Source organism: Ligilactobacillus equi DSM 15833 = JCM 10991 (assembly GCF_000615765.1).
Taxonomy (GTDB): domain Bacteria; phylum Bacillota; class Bacilli; order Lactobacillales; family Lactobacillaceae; genus Ligilactobacillus; species Ligilactobacillus equi.
Genome location: NZ_BAMI01000024.1, coordinates 1 through 20,344, shown reverse-complemented (window position 1 = coordinate 20,344; position 20,344 = coordinate 1). Strand labels below are relative to the sequence as shown.

Here is a 20,344-nt window from a genome sequence, read left to right as displayed (position 1 = left end):
ATGACAAAAGTTGTATTTATGGGGACGCCCGCCTTTGCGGCACCCATTTTAGAAGGCATTATTGCCGCAGGTTACGAAGTTCAAGCCGTGATGACCCAGCCGGATCGTCCGGTCGGCCGCAAGCGGGTCTTAACACCTTCGCCTGTAAAAGAAGTAGCTTTAAAGCATGACATTGAAGTACTCCAACCCGAAAAACTGGCGGGCAGTGAGGAAATGCAAAGAGTAATTGACCTGGCTCCAGATTTGATTATCACAGCCGCTTTCGGCCAATTCCTCCCCACTAAGTTGCTTCAAGCCGCGAAAGTTGCCGCCATTAATGTCCACGGCTCGCTCTTACCTAAATACCGCGGCGGGGCGCCGGTGCAATACGCCATTATGAATGGGGAAAAGGAAACCGGGGTTACCATCATCTATATGGTTAAGAAAATGGATGCGGGTGACATGTTAGCCCAAGCCAAAATGCCGATTGAAAAAAACGACGATACCGGGACGATTTTCCAAAAGATGAGTCTTTTGGGGCGGGATACGCTCTTAGAACTCTTACCTAATCTCTTAGCCGGTAAGGTCCAAGGCCAAGCCCAAGATGAAAGCCAAGTGGTCTTTTCGCCTAATATCCAGCCGGAAGAAGAGATGTTGCATCTGGATTTAACGGCGGATCAAGTTGACTGGAAAGTCCGAGCTTTACGGCCCGCACCCGGGGCTTACTTTGCTGACTTCTTAGGGAAGCGGACGAAGCTTTGGAATGTGGATGTCTTAGCGCAAACCACCGACCTCCCTGCGGGTAGTGTCGTTGAAGTTACCAAGAAGAAATTAGTCTTAGCCGGGGCGCAAGGCACTTGTTATCAAATCAATGAACTCCAACCTGCCGGGAAGGCGAAAATGGCAATTAACGCCTACCTTAATGGGATGGGCAAGGGCCTTACAGTTGGCCAAATGGTGATTAATGATGAGCAATAAAATTAAGCACACACCACGTTATCTAGCCGTCCAACTCCTTGAAAAGGTTAGCCAACAAGGTTCCTATTCCAATTTGTCTTTAAACCAAACGATTCAAAAAGAACAGCTTTCTAAACCAGATAGTAATCTGTTGACGAATTTGGTCTACGGGGTTATTCAACACCGTTTGACCCTGGAATACTGGCTAACAGCCTTTGTCAAAAATCCTAAAAAGATGGCTCCTTGGGTTAAGGAACTCCTCTTATCCGCCATTTACCAAATGGAGTATCTCGATAAGATCCCTAACCGCGCAATTTTTAACGAAAGTATTGAAATTGCTAAGGTTAAAGGTCATGCAGGGACACGGAAGTTTGTCACTGGGGTGTTACATGCCATCGAACGGCAAGGGCTTGCCGACCTAAGTCAAATTTCAGATCCGCTGAAACGTCTTAGTATTCAAAGCTCCACGCCTGTCTGGTTGGTCCAAGAACTAACCAAACAAGTGGGGGCTAAGAAGGCGCAAAGTATCTTGGCGACTATCAATCAAGCTCCAGTTCAAGCTATTCGGATTAACCAGAAGCTTACTACGAAGGCCGCTCTGGAAGCGGCTTTGCCAGACTTCCAACTCGAAGCTAGTCCGGTGACGCCTTTAGCTTTGCGGGCGCAAGGGGGCTTTATTCCCGCCACCCAGGCTTTTCAGACGGGGGAAGTTTTCGTTCAAGATGAATCTGCTATGTTAGCGGTGGAATCGATGCAAGTCCAAGCAGACGACCAGGTCTTAGATGCTTGTGCTGCTCCGGGCGGTAAGACGACTCAAATTGCCATGAGCTTAACCACAGGGCAAGTGACGGCCTTAGACATTCATGCCCACAAGGTAAAACTCATCGAGGCCAACGCCAAGCGCGCCCAGGTCCAAGACCAAGTTCAGGCCTTGCAATTAGATGCGCGGAAGGTTCAAGACAAGTTCCCGGCAGCTAGTTTTGACAAAATCTTGGTTGATGCGCCCTGTTCTGGAATTGGTCTGTTACGGAGAAAGCCAGAAATCAAGTATACTAAGAAATTGCAAGATTCCGAAAATCTCGCTAAAATCCAAAAGGATATTTTAGACCAAGTTGCCCCAACCTTAAAACCAGGCGGAGTTCTAACCTACAGTACTTGTACGATCTTAAACCAAGAAAACCAAGGGGTAATTGATGCCTTCTTAAAGGATCACCCGGACTTTGAACAAGTCAAAACTCAAACGCAAAACCAACTTAAAGCAGACCGCGATGAATTAGGCCTGACGATTTATCCGGATGATTATCTCTCTGATGGTTTCTTTATCGCGACGCTAAGAAAGAAGTGAGGTAAGGCTTATGCAAATCGCTTATAAAACTGATATTGGCCAAGTGCGCCAAAATAACGAAGACAGCGTAGGTTATTTTGAAAATCAAGCCGGAATCAAGCTGGCCATCGTTGCGGATGGGGTCGGTGGCCATCAGGCTGGTGAAGTGGCCTCGGGGATGGCAGTTACCCATCTCGGCTATCAATTTGAACAAACCACTTTTACGACCAGTCAAGAAGGAGAAGCCTGGTTAAAAACAGTAGTGATGGTGGAAAACCAGACAATCTTAGCGAAGGCCCACAGCTATCAAGACCTCAGCGGGATGGGGACGACCCTAGTATGTGCCTTAATCTTTCCTAAAAGTTTTATCATGGCCAATATCGGCGACAGTCGGGGCTATTTGTTGCGCCAGGGGAAATTAAGTCAACTAACGGAAGATCATTCTTTTGTGAATGAACTCTTAAAGCGGGGGGAAATCAGTCCGAGTGAAGCTCAACATCACCCGCAAAAAAACCTTATTACCCGGAGCTTAGGAATTTCCAAGCAAACGGAAATTGATGAAAAAACTTTCCCAAGTCAAAATGACGACCTCTTACTTCTTTGTAGTGATGGTCTAACCAATATGGTAAGTGATGATGAGTTACAGGCAGTCCTTTTGCAAGATAATTCGTTGACAGAAAAATGCCAAACCTTAATTACCTTAGCTAACCAGCTGGTGGCCGGGATAACATTACGGTGTTTTTATTGGCTTTAGATCGCGAGGTGGAGTAAATGCGTGCTGGACAAATCATTGATGGCCGTTACCAGATCCTCCGCACTTTAGGTGAAGGGGGGATGGCCACCGTCTATCTCGCAGAAGACCGCTATCTCAAGCGCCAAGTTGCTATTAAGTTTTTACGCTTAGATTTACGTGATGATGAGGTTGCCAGTCGGCGCTTCTATCGTGAAGCGCAGGCCTTGACAGAATTATCTAATCCACACGTGGTAGAAATTTATGATGTTGGTGAAGTTAGTGGTACCCAGTATTTAGTCATGGAATACGTTAAGGCTCTAACCTTAAAGAATATATCCGTCAAAACGCACCCTTGGCTTATACTAAGGTTCAAGCCATTATGCTGCAAATTTTAGCCGCGGTCATGGAAGCCCACCGTCATGGGATTGTCCACCGGGATTTAAAGCCTCAAAACATTCTCTTAGATGAAAATGAAAAGGTCAAAATTACGGACTTTGGAATTGCCATGGCGGTCGCAGATGAAACCTTAACTAGAACGAATACCGTTCTCGGCTCTGTTCACTATATTTCTCCGGAACAAGCTCGTGGGAGTCTGATAACTAAGCAATCAGATATCTATTCTTTAGGGATTATTATGTATGAGCTCCTAACAGGTGAAGTCCCTTATCAAGGGGAAACGGCGGTTTCGATTGCCTTACAACATTTCCAAAAGCAAATGCCTTATGTCCGTGAAAGAGATGCTTCGATTCCCCAAGCTTTAGAAAATGTGATTCTCAAGGCGACAGCCAAAGATGTCAAGGATCGTTATAAAGACATCGAAGAGATGCGGGCGGATTTGCAGACTGCATTGTCGGTTACCCGCCTAAAGGAACCGCGTTGGTATCCTCAAGATGATGAAAACGATGCGACAAAGGTCCTAACTAATGTGAACGATGAAATCAAAAAGATTAACCAGTTGCAAAAGGCTTCCCAGTTTAGCCGCCGAAAACAAGGTCAGCTAAAGAAGCTCAAAGTTGTATTTGCAATCGTGGTTTTAGGGCTAGTTTTGGGAGCTATTTTAATCTTTTATCCAAGACAAGTTCAGGTTCCGCGACTTCAAGGACAGACACTGAGTAAGGCCCAAAGTGAACTATTGCAAGCTAACTTAAAGAGTCAAGTTAAGTACCGTTATGATGATAAAGTTGCGAAAAATAAGGTGATAAAAGCCACCCCCAAAGAAGCCAAGCGGGGGCAAACTATCGTACTTTATGTTTCAAAGGGTCAAAAAGCCCGTGCATTTGGGGATTACTTAGATCAAGACTATGACATGGTGGCTAAGAAACTGCAAAAGCAAGGCGTCAAGGTGAAATACAAATTTGTTTATGCTAGTGAATATCGTCGTGGACTAATCATGGACCAAACACTTTCACCTAAGAAAAAGGTAATTCCTAAGCAAACTAAGGTGACCTTCACGGTTAGTGCCGGGTCTGAGTCGACCTTGCTGAAAGATTTGACGGGGAAAACTCAGGCTCAAGCTCAAGCCTACGCTAAGAAGCATGGTTTGAACTTAGAAGTTGCCAAGCGTGCTAGTGTGCAAAAAGCCGGGAAGGTTACGGCTCAAAATCCTGGTGCTGCAACTTGGTTGCAAGCAGGTTCAACTTTAAGGGTTGTAGTTTCTAATGGAAAGGGCAGCGACCCAGAAGAGCTTGTGGATCAAACCACGTTTTCATTTCCAATTACGATTAACTATGTTGAAAATGGCACCGGGACGAATGAAATCAAAATTTATTTAGAGGATGCCAACCATAATTATAAGAATGTTTACCAACAATTCAGAATCAATAAAAATACTACGATGTCGATAACCTTTACTTTAGATGCGGGTAAGACGGGCAAGTACAAAGTAGTCCGTGATGGCCGTGTCATTGCTGAAAATCAAAAAGTACATCAATAAATAAAGAAAGACCGCTTTCATGTAAAAAGTTGAGAGCGGTCTTTGTATATAGAAGATTTTTTTGTATAATCACAGAACAAAGCATGATTCAGTAAGTATTGAACTTGTAGAATAATTATTGAATTTAACTTAAATTTAAGCTAAAATATATTCATATGCTTAGACAGAAGTATTACATAAAGTTTGGATTGGGGGACGAAATATGGAGGTCAAGCAGGTGACCTTAAGCCAAGAAAAAATAAATCGGCGCTATTTTTATCGCTGTGTGAAGCGTTTATTTGATTTTTGCGCCAGTTTAATAGCGTTAATCCCATTGTCAGTTATTTTCTTGCTTATAGCAATTTTGATTAAGTTAGACGATCGGGGACCGATTATGTTTACCCAAACACGAGTGGGAAGAAATGGTAAGTTATTCAAAATCTATAAATTTCGTTCCATGCGGGTTAATGCGGAAGATTTACTGGAAAAACTCAAGGCGCATAATCAAGTCGAAGGACCGATGTTTAAGATGAAAGATGACCCGCGCATTACGCGGGTGGGGAAATTTCTGAGAAAGACGAGTTTGGATGAGCTGCCCCAATTGCTAAACGTAGTAAAGGGGGATATGAGCCTAGTGGGTCCAAGACCGCCTTTGCCAGCTGAAGTTGAGCAATACAGTGATTATGACAAGCAACGCTTGTATGTAATGCCGGGCTGTACAGGTTTATGGCAAGCGACGGAGAGAAACAATACAGGTTTTTCAGGAATGGTCAAATTAGACTTGGAATACATACAAAAAGCAAGTGTTTGGTTAGATTTAAAAATAATCTTAATGACAATCAAAGTAATTTTTGTGCCGAATGGGGCATATTAAGAGAGGAAAAAGAAGATGAAAGTATGCTTAGTTGGCTCTTCTGGCGGGCATTTAACACATTTGTATATGCTAAAGCCATTCTGGAAAAAGCATGACCGTTTTTGGGTTACCTTTGATAAGGAAGATGCGCGAAGTGTCTTAGAAGGGGAAAGGTTAATTCCTTGTTACTACCCAACAAATAGGTCATTAAAAGCTTTCCTAATTAACACAAGATTGGCATGGAAAGTTTTACGGAAAGAAAAACCAGATCTAATTATCTCATCTGGTGCAGCGGTAGCAGTTCCTTTTTTCTGGTTAGGTAAGTTATTTGGTGCAAAGACTATATACATAGAAGTGTTTGATCGAATTGACAAGCCAACAGTAACAGGAAAGATGGTATACCCAGTTACAGATGAATTTATCGTTCAATGGGAAGAAATGAAGAAAGTCTACCCGAAAGCCAAGAATTTAGGGAGTATTTTTTAATGATATTTGTGACAGTAGGCACGCATGAGCAGCCGTTTAATCGCCTTATAAAGAAAGTCGATGAGCTAAAGCGTGATGGCATTATAACAGAAGAAGTTATAATACAGATTGGCTTTAGTACATATGAACCCAAGTATTGTCAGTGGCAAAAACTTTTTCCTTTTAACGAAATGAGAGAATATGTGGAGAAGGCCCGAATTGTTATAACTCATGGTGGGCCTTCTTCGTTTATTATGCCACTTCAAGAAGGCAAAACACCGATAGTTGTTCCAAGATTAAGCAAATTCCATGAACATGTGAATGACCATCAGTTGGATTTTGCTAAAGCTGTTAATGAGCGGTATAAAAATTTAATAGTTGTTGAAGAAGTATCAGAATTAAAGAATTGTATTTTAAATTATGACGACATAGTAAAAAGAATAGATTCTAATATTATAGAAAATAATGATATATTCAACAAGAAAATTGAGAATATAGTGTCTAAACTCTTTGTTTAATAGCCTATAAGTTACTATGTTGTAGCTCGGAGTACACTAGAACTAACTAGTAAGGTGTTCCTTACTAGTTTGTTTATTATAATAAAAAGTTAAGATTAAAATCACTTAAAGTAAATGAGGATGCGTAGAAGTGAAAAAGATTAAGGAAATACTGGATATAGGTAAGATAGACAGTGAAGAAGAATTATTTAAAAAAATAGATAACTATGAGTACGTATCGTTTGACATTTTTGATACATTATTGAAACGAATTGTAAAAGAACCATCTGATGTATTTAGGATAATGGAAGATAAGCTAAAGAGGCCAGGCTTTTATTCTGCTAGAATTAATGCAGAAAATATTGCGCGTAATAATACTTCTGCAGAAGTGACAATTAATGATATTTATGATAATTTCAATACTGATCAAAAAGAAGAATATATTGATTTAGAACAAAGTATTGAAAAGGATGTTTTAGTTTGCAATCCAATGATGGTTAATGTATATCGAAAGTGTATTGAAAAACATAAAAAAGTATATATTATTTCGGATATGTACCTTCCCTCAACTTTTTTAAAAGAAGTATTAAGAAATAATGGTATTACTCAGTATGAAAAACTTTACGTATCATGTGAATTAGGAAAGACGAAAGCGAAGGGAGATTTATTTGACTTATATTTAGAAGAAAATAATATTTCTCCGAAAAATGCAGTTCATATTGGTGATTCATGGAAATCTGATTATGTAAATGCAAAAAAATCAGGAATTAGTGCGGTACATATTCCAAGGGTGATAATAGGCTATGAAACTGAGAAATATAAAACAAGAAGTGAGTATATGCTTCAGAAATTTATAAAGAGTACTGTAGAGAATAATAAATTTGATGAATATGGTACCTTTGGATATCAAAAATTTGGTCCTTTCTTATGGGGATATGTTCGATGGATTCATAATCAGTTAAAAAAAGAAAAAATAAAAAAAGTATATTTCTTTTCAAGAGATGGATATATTATGATGAAAGCATACCAGAAGCTATATCCAAATAATGATGTAGATGTTCATTATTTGGAAGTGTCGCGAAGAAGTTTACGAATACCAACGCTTTGGATGGACTGTAGCTTTGATAACATGCTGACAATGGTGTCACCTTCAAAAAGAATAGCATTAGCATCTATTTTTGATTGTGTAGGGTTGTGTATTGATGATTATCAAAATTTATTGAATAAGTATAAATTTAATGTAAAAGTTACTTTTGATCGTAATAATATTAAGCATGAATCTGAGTTAAGAAAAATGTATTCTGAACTTAAAGAGGATATAATTAATAATTCCAAATTGGAATATGATAAATTAATTCAATATTTAAAGCAGGAAAATGTTATTGGCAAATTCGCAATTGTTGATATAGGTTGGTCTGGGGGAATGCAGAGATTCTTGAAAAAGACGCTTGATACTCTTAATATAAAAAATAATATCTACGGTTATTATATTGGAATAGCAGACTATTATACGAGAAATATGAGTGTTCCACTAAATATGCGAGGGTATTTGTTTGACTTTAAAAATAATTCTAACGAGATTGATAAGAGAAGTAGCTTTGTAGGTTTATTTGAAACGTTGTTTTTAGAGCAAGGTGGGTCAGTGAAAAATTATTCACAAAAAGATAATAAAATTGTAGCAGAAAGATATGAATATGAGTATATGAAAAATGGTAAGCCAACTAGTGAATTAACCAAAGTAAGAGCTGTTCAAGAAGGTGCCTTACAATTTATTGAGACGATTAAAAAAAATAATTTTTTGTCAAAAGAATACTTTACTCCAGACGAGTTATATAGCGGTTTAAGAAATACAGGACAGAGGCCAACGATAAAAGACATACAGATGTTTGCGGATTTTAATTTTTATGATGAAGGAGAAGATGTCAAGTTAGCTAATCCAAAAGGATTAGCATTTTATATTTTCCACCTAGGTAACCTAAAAAATGATTTTTTAAGTTCCAGATGGAAGGTTGGTTTCTTGAAAAGAATGTTTAAATTTAATTTACCTTATGAAAATATATACACTTGGTTGTTGAGATTTAAATAGTGAGGATAGTATGAAGAAAATTTTAATAATTGGATTAACAGAACGAATGGGAGGGGTTGAAACATTTATATATAATACTACGAGATTTTCAAATAAACAAAAGTATGTGTACGATTATTTGGCACATGGAACAGATAAAGTAGTCTTTCAAGAAGAAATTAGCAAATTTTATGATAATGAAAATCATTTTTATTTTGTTCCTAGTGTGAAGAGAAATCCAATTCAGGCATTAAGAGCACTTTCTAAGTTTTATAAGGAGCATGGTGGTGAATACGATTATGTTCATTTACAGACAGGGGCAACCTCTGAATTAATGTACGTCCTTCCCTTTATTAATAAGTATAAGTTTAAATTGATTACACATAGTCATAATGGGAATGGATACTCACCTGTAATTAATTCTATCTTTAAACCACTAGTAAATCTTACTTCTACTAAAAAATTATCATGTTCGAACGAAGCAACTGATTGGTTGTTCGGTAAAAAATATGAAGATAACGTTGAAATTATAAATAATGGAATTGATTCTGAGCAATTTACTTTTAATTTAGAAAAAAGGAAGTACATTAGAAATAAATATAACCTCACAGAAAGTAAGTTTGTAGTTGGTCATATTGGACGATTCTCAGAGCAAAAAAATCATGTATTTATCATTAAGATTTTTAAGGAAATAGTCAAAAAGAATAGTAATGCAGTTTTGATGCTAGTTGGGACAGGAGAATTAGAGGAAAGTATAAAAGAGTTAGTTAAAAAAAATAATTTAATTGACAAGGTAATATTTTGCGGACTACAGAAGGATACTGCAGCTTATTATAGCGCATTTGATGTATTCTTAATGCCCTCGTTATATGAAGGACTTCCTATTGTTGGAATTGAAGCACAGTCTGAAGGCTTGCCATGTTATTTTTCAACTAGTATTTCTGAACAAATTAAAATTACTAAGAATGCTAACTTGGTGTCTTTGAATAATTCTTCTGCTGAGTGGGCAAAGAAGATTACAGAAAGTAAAGTAGCTTTGAATGAGAGAAAAGGATTTGCTAAAGTTATTAATGATAATGGTTATTCAATAAGAGGTACTGTCAGAAAATTAGAGGAAATTTATGAGGTTGATTGAGTATGGATAAAATTAGTGTTATAGTTCCAGTATATAATGTGGAGAAATATTTAAATCGTTGTGTACAAAGTATACTTTCGCAAACTTATAAAGATCTTGAGATAATTTTAGTTGATGATGGAGCGACAGACCGAAGTGGTGCAATGTGTGATACCTATAAAAATGATGATGACAGAATTATTGTGGTTCACAAGCAAAATGAAGGGTTAGGTCTAGCTCGCAATACAGGTCTAAAGTATGCCACCGGTAAATATGTAATGTTTGTCGATAGTGATGATTACATAGATTCCGATGTAGTGGCAAAATTATATGATGACTTAGTGTCAAATATGGCGGATACCTGCATTGGTGGGTTTACTAGAGTTTCCTCGAGTAACATTAAGGAAATCCATGAAAATGCCTATTTAGGTAATACTTTTGAGGGTGATAGTATTAAAAAAATTTTATTACCTAGTATGTTCGGAAAATCTCCAAATGATGATAAGTATACAGAAATGTCAGTTTGGAAAGTTCTATTTACTAAAAGTATTATTGATAGTAATAATATTATTTTTCCATCTGAACGAGAATTTATTAGTGAAGATATTATTTTTGATATAGATTATTATAGTAAGGCAAAAAAAATTTATATGAGCAGCTGTAATGGCTATAATTACTGTGATAATGCTGGAACTTTGACAACTAGATATAATCCTGATCGGTTTAGTCAACAAGTTAAATTGTATAAAGAGTTAATAAAAAGGACTGACAAAATAGGGATTTTAGTTTTTTGCAAGGAGCGATTAGATAATACATTAATTTCCATTGCAAGGTATAGTATAAAATTAGAAGTTAAATACAGAAAAAAGAATGGTATTTTACACGAAAAGAAAAAAATTAAAGAAATTTGTGAGAATAAAGTATTGAAAAATGTATTTAATGAATTTGATAATTCTCAATTACCAATTGGCTCAAAGTTAATTAATTTTTTTATAAAAAATAAGATGATTAAGCCTTTAGAATTTATTATGATTTTAAAGAGTAGGTTGGGAGTTTAAGAAAAAGGAGAAGTAACTTGTAATGATACCTAAAAAAGTTCATTATATTTGGTTAGGTGGGAATAAACTAAGTCCTTTAAGTATGATGGTAAAAAATTCATGGAAAAGGAATTTACCCGAGTATGAAATAATAGAGTGGAATGAAAACAACTTACCTATAAATGAGTTACGCAAGAAAAATAAATTTTTTGATGAATGTTGTAAAAGAAATTTATGGGCATTTATGTCTGATTACCTGAGATTATGGATACTATATAATTATGGTGGTATTTATATGGATACCGATGTTGAAGTAGTAAAAAGTATGGATAAGTTACTGATAAATAAGTCTTTTTTTGGATTTGAATCTGGAAATGAAGCATTGGGCGAATATATAGGTACGGGAGTGATTGGATCTGAAAAAGGAAACAAAACTATAAAATATTTATTAGATTTCTATAACCAAGGAATTTGGGAAGACGATGAGTATGTGAATACTATTCTTTTAAAGAAAATTTATTTGAGAAATAAAAATGTTTTTAAAGAGGCAAAATCTATCCTCGTTCAACATTCGCTCCATATTCTCCATATGATTATATAGAAAACGAAAAGAGCACTATAGAAAGAAATGAAACAATAACTATACATTGGTATTCATCAAATTGGAACATGTCATTAAAAGGATATTTATTTTTAACAACAAAGAATATACCGAATTCTATATTAAGATATATTATTAAACTTAGAAGGCTTATTGGCTATTTCAAAAGGTATTGGAATTGGGAAAGAGTGCACAATTCATTTTCAAAGAAGCACTAACATATTTTTATGAAATTACGAGGTGAAATTATCATGAGTAGTGACAGTTCACGTGAATCTAGTTATATTAAAGTTATAGGCATAATATTTTATGTTATGTATACTTTAAAGTATAGTTTTGAATTAACTTATATTCACATGTCTAATACAATAGATAGTATGTTACTAATGTTTTGTGTAGTACTAGCTATCTTAGCTATGACAATGATGAAAATGTCTGTTAAAGAATTAATTGTGCTAATAGGTATTATTATCATTGGTTTAAGTGTTTATTGGTCATCAAAAGAGTCTCTGTACATAATGCTTATTTTTGCAGCAATAATGATTAGAACTACCGATTATAGAACAGCGCTATGGACTATCTTTATAACTAAATTTATTTTAACGCTGATGATAGTTTTGTTGTCGCTACTTTCAATAATTCCAATAGGGCATATGCTAGTGCCCAAAGGAATCTTTGGATTTGTAATGGGGTATAGCTTAGGATTTAGTCATCCTAATAATATGGCTGAATCAGTATTTTTTTTAATAGCTGCTTATTTATGTATAAAGGAAGAAAAAATTACAATCTATGATGGTATTGTTATAGCAATTGTAGAGGAGGCTTGCTACCAAATTACTAAGTCAAAGGCAACGTTCTTGCTGATAATATTAATGTTACTACTAATTTTTTTACGAAATACATCTTTTATAAAATTTATAATAAAAAATTATATGGAATATATATATTGCTAATTAGCTTAGTTATTTCGATATTATTACCGATGATTTATGCAATGTCTACTGGGGTAGTTCGTTCTATATCATTTGAACTAAATGGATTATTAAACGGTAGGTTATCTAATGCTAGTCATTTATATGAGTTGTTCAATCTTACATCTTTTGGTGAAATAGTAAATGATGTAGCTTTGAAGCAAAGATTTGGGTATGGTGTTGTTGACAATGGATATTCTTTCGCACTATTTAATTATGGTATAGTTGGATTAACATTAATTATGTTACTGTATTTAATATCTGTCAGAAATTTACTGAAACAAGGACATTTTGTTTACGTGATTGTAATATTAATGTTTTTAACTCTTGGTATTTCTGAAAATATCATTAGAGCACCATATATGAATTTTACGATGATTTTTTGGTATGAAGCCATCTTTTTTAATCAGGGACTAAATAAAGATGCTACTAAGATTATCTAAAGGAGTGCAGACTATGATTTCATTTATTATTCCTGTATATAATGCAGAAAAGTATATAAATAGATGTTTAGATAGTTTTTTAGCTCAAACTAGTAAAGATTTCGAATTAATTATCGTTGACGATGGTTCATCGGATAAATCAATTGAACTAGTGCAGAATTATTGTTCTAAAATAAACGTAAGAATCGTACTGTCAAATCATACAGGTGTATCACATGCACGGAATGTAGGATTAGAAGTGGCAAAGGGAGATATTATTGGTTTTTGTGACATAGATGATGTAGTAAGTAGTGAATTGGTTGCTAGTGTAAAAAAATCTTTCGATTGTAATACTGATATAGTTTATGTATTAGCTAAAGAAGTTCAAGATAATAATATTGAAAAATTTTTAAATAATTATAATTTTTCTACGACTAGCCACAATATAAGCGTAAATAATTTTCTAGACAAGATTTTGTTTGATGATAGCGTTTATGGCTCAGTGTGGAATAAATTTTTTTCTCCAAAAGTAATATCTAGTATTTTTTTTGATGAATCTTTAAATATGTGTGAAGATTTAGAATTCCTTTATAGGGTAATAAATAAGCAACGGGATACTTTAAAAATTAAGGAAATTTCGAAAATTTTGTATGGATATGTTCAAAGTGGGGGGAGCACTACTAAAATAGAAAATTTATACACAGATACAAAAACTAATGAATTTTCTTATGGAAAGGCATTAAAACAAATGATTAATATTTCTCCTAATATGAAAGAGGAATCTATGTTAAAGGCTAAGCTGTTTGAAATAGCTAGTTATTCTTTAATAAAAGGAATGTATAGTAATTTTGGGCAACGCACCTCTCTAATTAACGAGTCAAAAGGTGCAGTTAGATGCTATTTATCCAGTAAACACTACAGCAACAAACACAAAATTAAAAGAATAGTAAAATGTGTAATAAAAATATTAGGATGAATATTTCTTATTTTGTTGGGAATTTGTGACTGAAATGTGAGCTAGAAGAAAGGTTATTAAGTGAAAGCAAAGAAAAGTATATTACTTGTAACGATACAAGATGATTATAATATTGGAAATAGGCTTCAGAATTATGCTCTGCAATATTTGTTGACTAATCATGGTTTTGAGGTAACAAATTTAAAGGATCGGATTGAAACATCAGCTGGTGTAAAGGAAAATATTAAAATTATCATAAAAAATGTGTTATCTTTAGTAGGTATTAAAAAATATAAAAAGCAGATGCTAATTGAAAATAATATGCGGAATAGGTATATGGCGAACAAACAGTTTTCTATAAATAATATTAATAATATTATTCAGATTAACCATACATCTGTATATGAAGAGGATTGGAGTAAATATAGCTTAGGAATAGTTGGTAGCGATCAAGTATGGCATAAATGGTTTGATGACGGTTATGAGTTACCATATTATTATTTACAATTCTTGCCTAAAGAAAAGAGAGTTTCGTATGCAGCAAGTTTTGGTTTTGAAGACTTTCCAGCAGAAGATAAAGTGCAACATATAGAGGGAATACAAGGGATGAATAAGATATCATGTCGTGAATCTGGTGGATGTCGTTTAGTAGAGCAAGTTACTGGGGAGAAGGTGCCACATGTTTTAGATCCGACTTTATTGTTAACGAAAAATGAATGGGAAAATCTTATTAAGGACAGTAATGAATATTCTAAAAATCAAGGAAGTTATATTTTCGTATATTTTTTAGGAAATATAACATCAGAATATCAGAAAGAAATTGATAAGATAGCTAATAGTAGAAAAACTAAAATTATTGATTTTCTAAATTTTGAAGATGAAAATATTTCGTCATGTGGACCTAAGGAATTTGTTAATTTAATAAAAAATGCTGATTATATTTTTACAGATTCATTTCACTGCTGTGTATTTTCTATTTTATTTAATAAAGATTTTAAAGCTTTTCGACGTAGTCAATCAGGTATGGAGAAAATGTTTAATCGTATTGAAGAACTGTTAGTGAATACTGGAAACCAAGATAAGGCTTTTGGCGGGGTAAGTTCAAATATAATTACCAAAGATTTTCAAAAACTTCAACAAGCATCACTTGATTATTTAGAGGAGATTTTAAGAGACAGAAAATAGTTGTGTAATAGATACATTTGTAATATGGCTAGGTGTTTAATATTTTCACTGTAGTGTGAGAATTACTCTTACATGCAATTGTTACTTTAGTTTTTTGTTTAGCCATATAATCAAAATTTATAAGATGAAGACAACTTTAATTATTTTGGTTTTATGAGATGAAGTAAATTTAAAGTATGGATACCACTAGCATTTACAAGTATATAGATGTCAAAACTATAAAGTACAAGTTCGATTTTTGATATTTTGTTAGGGGTATTAATTTGGAAAGTTAACGTATTGGATGAGATATTTATAGGAATAAATCCTAATGAAACGCTAAGGATATTTCTGATGATTTTTTAAATTTAAGATAAAATAACTATCGAGGAAGTGATAAACGTTGGAATTTAATCGTACGCAAAATGCTGCGAGAAATATATTCTTTGGTATGGTACTGAAAGTATATCAGTTAATTGTGCCGTTTGTAATGCGGACAGTTATGCTTTATTACTTGGGAATTCAATATCTGGGGTTAAATAGTTTGTTCACCTCAGTTCTTCAAGTATTAAATTTGGCTGAACTTGGAGTAGGAAGTGCCATGGTTTATAGCATGTATAAACCTATCGTTGAAAATAATCGTGCTCAAATTCGTTCTTTGATGCGCCTTTATCGTACGTATTACCGCATAATTGGTCTGGTTATTTTGGTTTCTGGTACTATTTTAACACCATTCATACCACATTTAATTCATGGTAGTGTTCCTAGTGATATGAATATCTACATTCTGTACTTATTAAATCTGGCAGCGACTGTTTTATCTTATTGGCTTTTTGCTTATAAGAACAGTATTTTAAATGCGTATCAAAGAGTAGATGTCGTAAGTAAGGTAACTCTTTTTACCAATACAGTGATGTATGCGTTTCAAATATGGATGATTGTTGAATTTAAAAATTATTATGCATATATTATAGTAACACTGGCTAGTCAGGTTTTGACTAATATATTGACAGCTATTGCGGCCAACAAACTTTATCCTGATTTAAATCCTGGCGCGCCACTAGATAAAGAGGAAGTTAAAATTATCAACCGAAGAATCCGTGATTTGATGACATCAAGATTGGGTTCTGTGGCGATGACTACTTCAGATACAATTATCATTTCAAGTTTCTTAGGCTTAACGATTTTAGCGCAGTACCAAAATTATTTTTATATAGTAACAGCAGCTGCTGGAATTTTGGGAATTGTGTTTAATTCTGTTACAGCAGGAATTGGTAATAGTTTGATTGTTGAAACTAAAGAAAAAAATGTTCAAGATTTGGCAAAGTTTACGTTTATAATAAGTTGGGTAAGTGGTGTTGGTGCTGCGTGCATGCTGACTCTTTTCCAACCATTTATGGAATTATGGGTAGGAAGGAAAAATTTATTGTCGTTTGGCGTGGTTGTATGTATGGCAATTTATTTCTTTGTTACAGAAGTTAATCAATTATTAAATACATATAAGGATGCGGGTGGCATATGGCACAAGGATCGTTATCGCACTTTGGTTGTGAGTATGATAAATATTTTTTTAAACTTACTAATGACACCGTTCTTTGGAGTCTATGGGGCAATGTTGTCAACAGTTCTCGCTATTTTATGTGTAGGGATGCCTTGGATTTTTTATAATTTGTTTACAACAATTTTTGAAAAACGTCACTTGAAGAAATACTTAAAAAAAGTAATATTATATGTATTTGTGACTATTATAGGCTGTGTTTTTTCTGTTGTGATATGCTCATTTATTAAAACAAGTTTAGTGCTGTCCTTGATAATTAATTTAATAATTAGTGTAGTAATTATGGATATTTTATATTTTGTGGTATATCGTGGACAATACGAATTTTCAGAGACTATAAAGTTAGTAGATAAACTTACAAAACATAAAATTCCATTGCTGAAAAAATTTATATAAGTTGGAGAGATAGACGTGGATATTAAGAAAATTGACAATAGATTAAAATCATATAATGAGGCTAGTGGTGTTATATCATACTATAATAACTCTAAAATTAAGTTAAATGAGTATGGAGAATACGAAGAGAAAATTGATAATACAACTATTCTTAACGGTATTTCTCCTAATTATACTGATATAACTAATGAAGACGAAATATCTAAAGAATTATATGGTAATTTAGACGGTATTTTCTATGATAAACGAATTGGATATTACAAATCTCTCTACGTAGGGCATGTTGCAGAAGGTAATTATCGGAAAAATGCTAGTTCTGGTGGTGTAGGAACATGGATTTTTAAAGAATTATTTGAGCGTAACCTAATTGATGGTGTTATTCATGTTAAGCAGACCTCAGGTGATGTTGACAAGTTGTTTTCTTACCAAATTTCTAAAAGTATTGAGGAAATTCAAGACGGTGCAAAAACTAAATATTATCCTGTAGAGTTGTCTGAAGTACTTGAAATTGTTAGGAATACACCTGGTAGATATGCGATAATTGGAATTCCTAGTTTCATCTATGCATTAAGATTACTTTCTAAGAAGGATGCCATTATTGGTGAAAGAATCAAATATATGATTGGTTTAATTTGTGGTCATCAAAAGAGTAGCACATTTGCCGATTTTATGGGTTGGCAATTAGGATTTAAACCGGGAAATATGACATACATTAATTTCAGAAAAAAATTACCCGGCAGACGTTCATCCGATTACGGCATCGAAGTTCATGGCTATATTGATGGTAAATACACTGAAAAAATTTCACCAACGTCTGAACTGTTAGGACAAGACTGGGGACAAGGTTGGTTTAGAGTCTTTGCGTCAGACTATACGGATGATGTTTTTAATGAAACAGCTGATTTAGTGTTAGGTGATGCTTGGTTACCTGGATATACAGACGACAGTGATGGAAACAATGTTGTTATTGTTAGGAATGAGGCAATTGATGAAATTATTAAGGAATCACTTAAAAACGGAAATTTGAATTTTGATGATACTGACGCTGATACAATTTTCAAGTCTCAAAGTTCAGGTTATCGTCACCTCTATCAAGAATTACCATATCGCTTATATAAACGTGATAAAGAAGAAATGAAACGTCCTAAAAAACGCGTAGAAGCCTCCGAGGATATTCAACCAAAGCGGAGAAAAATTCAAGATATTCGAGAAGATATTTCTATTAATAGTCACATTTACTTTAAGGAAGCTGTTGAAAAAGGGGATTTACAATATTTTATAGATAAAATGATGCCATTATCCAATCAATATTACCAATTGTATAGAAAGACACTACTTAGGCGTGTCATGGGTAAATTGAAGCGGGTTCTGTCAAGTAGAAAAATACTTTAAACATGTTGACAATAGAGGGAAATAGATGATAATTGAGAAAACAAAACGATTAAGTAGTAGTCAGAGTTATAAAATTCAGATGATGAGAGGATTGGCTATTATTGCCGTAGTGCTTATTCACAATACGCCGGGGGGGGGGCGCAAGTTTATTGTCGCCCCTTTCTGAATTTTGCGGTTGGCTTGTTCCTTTTCATGAGTGGAATGCTTTCTAATGTGGATCAGTGGAATGTAAAAAAAAGACTCAAAAAGGTAATAATTCCATATGTCATTTGGACTATTATATATGTGATTCTATACCACGCCTCTCAGCCTATGGTGATTCCCAAGGAGTTTTTGAAAGCCTTATTCACCGGTTCTGCTGCTGCAGTTATGTACTATGTCTTTGTTTACTGTGAGTTAACCATTTTGATGCCTGTAATCGATAAGATGATAAGCTCAAAATTTAAATACCTTGGTTTTGTCATTTCACCTATCGAAATAATATTGATGAGGTTGATTCCTCTAGTTTCAGGGCATGAGGTTAATAAATATTTGGCAATTGTTATGTCACTTTCTTGTTTAGGGTGGTTCACTTACTATTATCTCGGATATGCTCTTGGAAACGGTTTTATTAAAATTGAAATTAACCACACTGTCTTAATTTTTATGTGGTTTGTTACCATATTCTTCCAAATTTTGGAGGGATACTGGTATTTAAAATTAGGGGAAACTAATTGCGGAACCCAGCTTAAACTAAGCTCAATTTTAACAGGAACAATCTTTGTTATACTTATCTACAAGTTTATCTATTCTGATAACAGCGTACGTGTTAACGTTCTCAAAGTTTTAGGTGATTATTCATTTGGCATCTATTTTGCACACCTAGCAGTTATGACTGTTTTATCTAAGCTTTCGAATTATTCCACGGTGGCGATTTATCCTGTTAATGGAGTAGTCGCTATTCTTGTAACATTCGCTTTGTCGTTTATCGGTCGGAAAATCTTGGGTAAATACAGTGGTTATCTTGCCTTGTAGCCTTTTTTTCAATAATCAGATATAAGTAGTTATGACTACAGGTATGTCCAAAGTAACAATCGTAAAGTTTATAACGTAAACATGGTGCAACGACGTAAGCATCACATAAGATAGCATTCTATTCAAGTCAGGTGTTACTTGGTACAATTAAGATATTAAATGAATAGAAGACACTTTTCATGAAGTTAAGTGATGTTGTTAGGATAGTGACGAACCACAGAGTTCTAAATCCAGGACGGGTTTAACTACACAAGTTAATGTTAAAAGTGTTAAAATTAAAATTTTCAGTGGAGCGTCTCGTGACACTTACAGTCACTATAACTGTGTTTATGGCTACTTATGTACGACTTGTGTTGATAGACCATGTAAAGTTTTAGTGGACGAAATTGGATAAAAAAAGACCCCCTAGTGGTAAAATACAATTGGAATGAAGTGAACCCCCTAAGTTGAATACTAAATCCGACTTTAAGGGGAACTTCAAAGGGTAAAACGACAAATAAATACCTAGATACCACGTATAAAGTAGTCTGGGAGGCTCGCAGTATTCAACAGATGTTTGCATTCGGTAAAAAAGAACATATAATAAAAATAGAAAAAGGACGATTGTAATTTTATAATCATCCTTTGCTAGACAGACCGTTTAAGACGGTAGTGAAGTTGTTAAACAGTAAAAATGCCGCTCAAGAACCTGCCAAAGTTACTAAGAGCGGTTTTTTGGTGGTCATCTTTTGTTGCGATTGTCGATATAAGCCAACAATGCAAGCATAAGCGCTCCAAACGCTATTAGGTCGCCGAAACTAAACACAAGGTTGTTTCCTTTCGTGAGAATTACTTAGAAATATAAAAATTGCAAATCTCGTTATATTAACCATAAAAATGTATTACTTACGCGACTTGCTAGTTCGTAATATTTGAAAATTCGCAAAAAAAGCTTA

General features: G+C 34.5%; 17 protein-coding genes and 2 pseudogenes. All 19 read left to right on the top strand.

Annotated features, from left to right (window positions below; translation table 11 throughout):
• The 19 genes and pseudogenes from fmt (at position 1) to JCM10991_RS06405 (ending at position 19,409) form a co-directional block, all read left to right on the top strand.
• Positions 1-957: a methionyl-tRNA formyltransferase gene (gene fmt / locus JCM10991_RS06495; protein ID WP_025020901.1), complete on the top strand. Its 957-nt coding sequence runs from the start codon at positions 1-3 to the stop codon at positions 955-957.
• A complete protein-coding gene (gene rsmB / locus JCM10991_RS06490; protein ID WP_025020900.1) occupies positions 947-2,281 on the top strand; it encodes a 16S rRNA (cytosine(967)-C(5))-methyltransferase RsmB in 1,335 nt (444 codons plus the stop codon). The genes fmt and rsmB overlap by 11 nt, the downstream gene beginning before the upstream one ends.
• Positions 2,282-2,291: 10 nt before the next feature.
• Positions 2,292-3,031, top strand: a pseudogene (locus tag JCM10991_RS12965) (Stp1/IreP family PP2C-type Ser/Thr phosphatase).
• A pseudogene (locus tag JCM10991_RS16400) lies at positions 3,032-3,741 on the top strand (protein kinase domain-containing protein); the annotation flags it as partial. It lies immediately after the preceding pseudogene.
• Between the two features lie 75 nt (positions 3,742-3,816).
• A complete protein-coding gene (locus tag JCM10991_RS12960; protein ID WP_225349936.1) occupies positions 3,817-4,926 on the top strand; it encodes a PASTA domain-containing protein in 1,110 nt (369 codons plus the stop codon).
• 202 nt (positions 4,927-5,128) lie between these two features.
• Positions 5,129-5,779 carry a sugar transferase gene (locus JCM10991_RS06475; RefSeq protein WP_025020899.1) on the top strand — a complete coding sequence of 217 codons (651 nt, stop codon included), beginning with the start codon at positions 5,129-5,131 and terminating at the stop codon, positions 5,777-5,779.
• Positions 5,780-5,794: 15 nt separating this feature from the next.
• Complete coding sequence (gene pssD / locus JCM10991_RS06470) at positions 5,795-6,244, top strand: PssD/Cps14F family polysaccharide biosynthesis glycosyltransferase (protein WP_025020898.1); 450 nt, start codon at positions 5,795-5,797, stop codon at positions 6,242-6,244.
• Positions 6,244-6,741, top strand: coding sequence for a glycosyltransferase (locus JCM10991_RS06465; protein WP_025020897.1), 498 nt, complete (start codon positions 6,244-6,246; stop codon positions 6,739-6,741). The genes pssD and JCM10991_RS06465 overlap by 1 nt, the downstream gene beginning before the upstream one ends.
• A gap of 130 nt (positions 6,742-6,871) precedes the next feature.
• Positions 6,872-8,806, top strand: coding sequence for an HAD family hydrolase (locus JCM10991_RS06460; RefSeq protein WP_025020896.1), 1,935 nt, complete (start codon positions 6,872-6,874; stop codon positions 8,804-8,806).
• 10 nt (positions 8,807-8,816) lie between these two features.
• Positions 8,817-9,920, top strand: a complete 1,104-nt coding sequence (locus JCM10991_RS06455) for a glycosyltransferase (protein WP_025020895.1) — start codon at positions 8,817-8,819, stop codon at positions 9,918-9,920.
• Positions 9,921-9,922: 2 nt separating this feature from the next.
• Positions 9,923-10,957 (top strand): glycosyltransferase family 2 protein, encoded by a 1,035-nt coding sequence (locus JCM10991_RS06450; protein WP_025020894.1) that lies wholly within the window; start codon positions 9,923-9,925, stop codon positions 10,955-10,957.
• Positions 10,958-10,979: 22 nt separating this feature from the next.
• The gene (locus JCM10991_RS12955) at positions 10,980-11,537 is read left to right on the top strand and encodes a glycosyltransferase family 32 protein (RefSeq protein WP_051527968.1); all 558 of its coding nucleotides are present in this window, start codon (positions 10,980-10,982) and stop codon (positions 11,535-11,537) included.
• Positions 11,538-11,788: 251 nt separating this feature from the next.
• Entirely contained in the window at positions 11,789-12,490 is a 702-nt protein-coding gene (locus JCM10991_RS06440; protein ID WP_025020893.1) for a hypothetical protein, read from the top strand.
• Positions 12,491-12,519: 29 nt separating this feature from the next.
• Positions 12,520-12,951 carry a hypothetical protein gene (locus JCM10991_RS06435; protein ID WP_155889592.1) on the top strand — a complete coding sequence of 144 codons (432 nt, stop codon included), beginning with the start codon at positions 12,520-12,522 and terminating at the stop codon, positions 12,949-12,951.
• Between the two features lie 13 nt (positions 12,952-12,964).
• Complete coding sequence (locus JCM10991_RS06430; RefSeq protein WP_025020891.1) at positions 12,965-13,906, top strand: glycosyltransferase family 2 protein; 942 nt, start codon at positions 12,965-12,967, stop codon at positions 13,904-13,906.
• A 60-nt stretch (positions 13,907-13,966) separates the two neighbouring features.
• Entirely contained in the window at positions 13,967-15,070 is a 1,104-nt protein-coding gene (locus JCM10991_RS06425) for a polysaccharide pyruvyl transferase family protein (RefSeq protein ID WP_025020890.1), read from the top strand.
• Between the two features lie 382 nt (positions 15,071-15,452).
• On the top strand, positions 15,453-17,003 hold the full coding sequence (locus JCM10991_RS06420) for an oligosaccharide flippase family protein (RefSeq protein WP_025020889.1): 1,551 nt from the start codon (positions 15,453-15,455) through the stop codon (positions 17,001-17,003).
• Positions 17,004-17,018: 15 nt separating this feature from the next.
• Complete coding sequence (locus JCM10991_RS06415; protein WP_025020888.1) at positions 17,019-18,395, top strand: Coenzyme F420 hydrogenase/dehydrogenase, beta subunit C-terminal domain; 1,377 nt, start codon at positions 17,019-17,021, stop codon at positions 18,393-18,395.
• A gap of 90 nt (positions 18,396-18,485) precedes the next feature.
• Complete coding sequence (locus JCM10991_RS06405) at positions 18,486-19,409, top strand: acyltransferase (protein WP_081781956.1); 924 nt, start codon at positions 18,486-18,488, stop codon at positions 19,407-19,409.
• The last annotated feature ends 935 nt before the right edge of the window (positions 19,410-20,344 follow it).

What these genes read in the sequence shown, in the direction of transcription:
- JCM10991_RS12955 (WP_051527968.1), top strand. Translation starts at nt 10,980, where the DNA reads ATGATACCTAAAAAAGTTCATTATATTTGGTTAGGTGGGAATAAACTA.
- fmt (WP_025020901.1), top strand. Translation starts at nt 1, where the DNA reads ATGACAAAAGTTGTATTTATGGGGACGCCCGCCTTTGCGGCACCCATT.
- JCM10991_RS06455 (WP_025020895.1), top strand. Translation starts at nt 8,817, where the DNA reads ATGAAGAAAATTTTAATAATTGGATTAACAGAACGAATGGGAGGGGTT.
- rsmB (WP_025020900.1), top strand. Translation starts at nt 947, where the DNA reads ATGAGCAATAAAATTAAGCACACACCACGTTATCTAGCCGTCCAACTC.
- JCM10991_RS06435 (WP_155889592.1), top strand. Translation starts at nt 12,520, where the DNA reads ATGATTTATGCAATGTCTACTGGGGTAGTTCGTTCTATATCATTTGAA.
- pssD (WP_025020898.1), top strand. Translation starts at nt 5,795, where the DNA reads ATGAAAGTATGCTTAGTTGGCTCTTCTGGCGGGCATTTAACACATTTG.
- JCM10991_RS06440 (WP_025020893.1), top strand. Translation starts at nt 11,789, where the DNA reads ATGAGTAGTGACAGTTCACGTGAATCTAGTTATATTAAAGTTATAGGC.
- JCM10991_RS06430 (WP_025020891.1), top strand. Translation starts at nt 12,965, where the DNA reads ATGATTTCATTTATTATTCCTGTATATAATGCAGAAAAGTATATAAAT.
- JCM10991_RS06465 (WP_025020897.1), top strand. Translation starts at nt 6,244, where the DNA reads ATGATATTTGTGACAGTAGGCACGCATGAGCAGCCGTTTAATCGCCTT.
- JCM10991_RS06475 (WP_025020899.1), top strand. Translation starts at nt 5,129, where the DNA reads ATGGAGGTCAAGCAGGTGACCTTAAGCCAAGAAAAAATAAATCGGCGC.
- JCM10991_RS06450 (WP_025020894.1), top strand. Translation starts at nt 9,923, where the DNA reads ATGGATAAAATTAGTGTTATAGTTCCAGTATATAATGTGGAGAAATAT.
- JCM10991_RS12960 (WP_225349936.1), top strand. Translation starts at nt 3,817, where the DNA reads ATGCGGGCGGATTTGCAGACTGCATTGTCGGTTACCCGCCTAAAGGAA.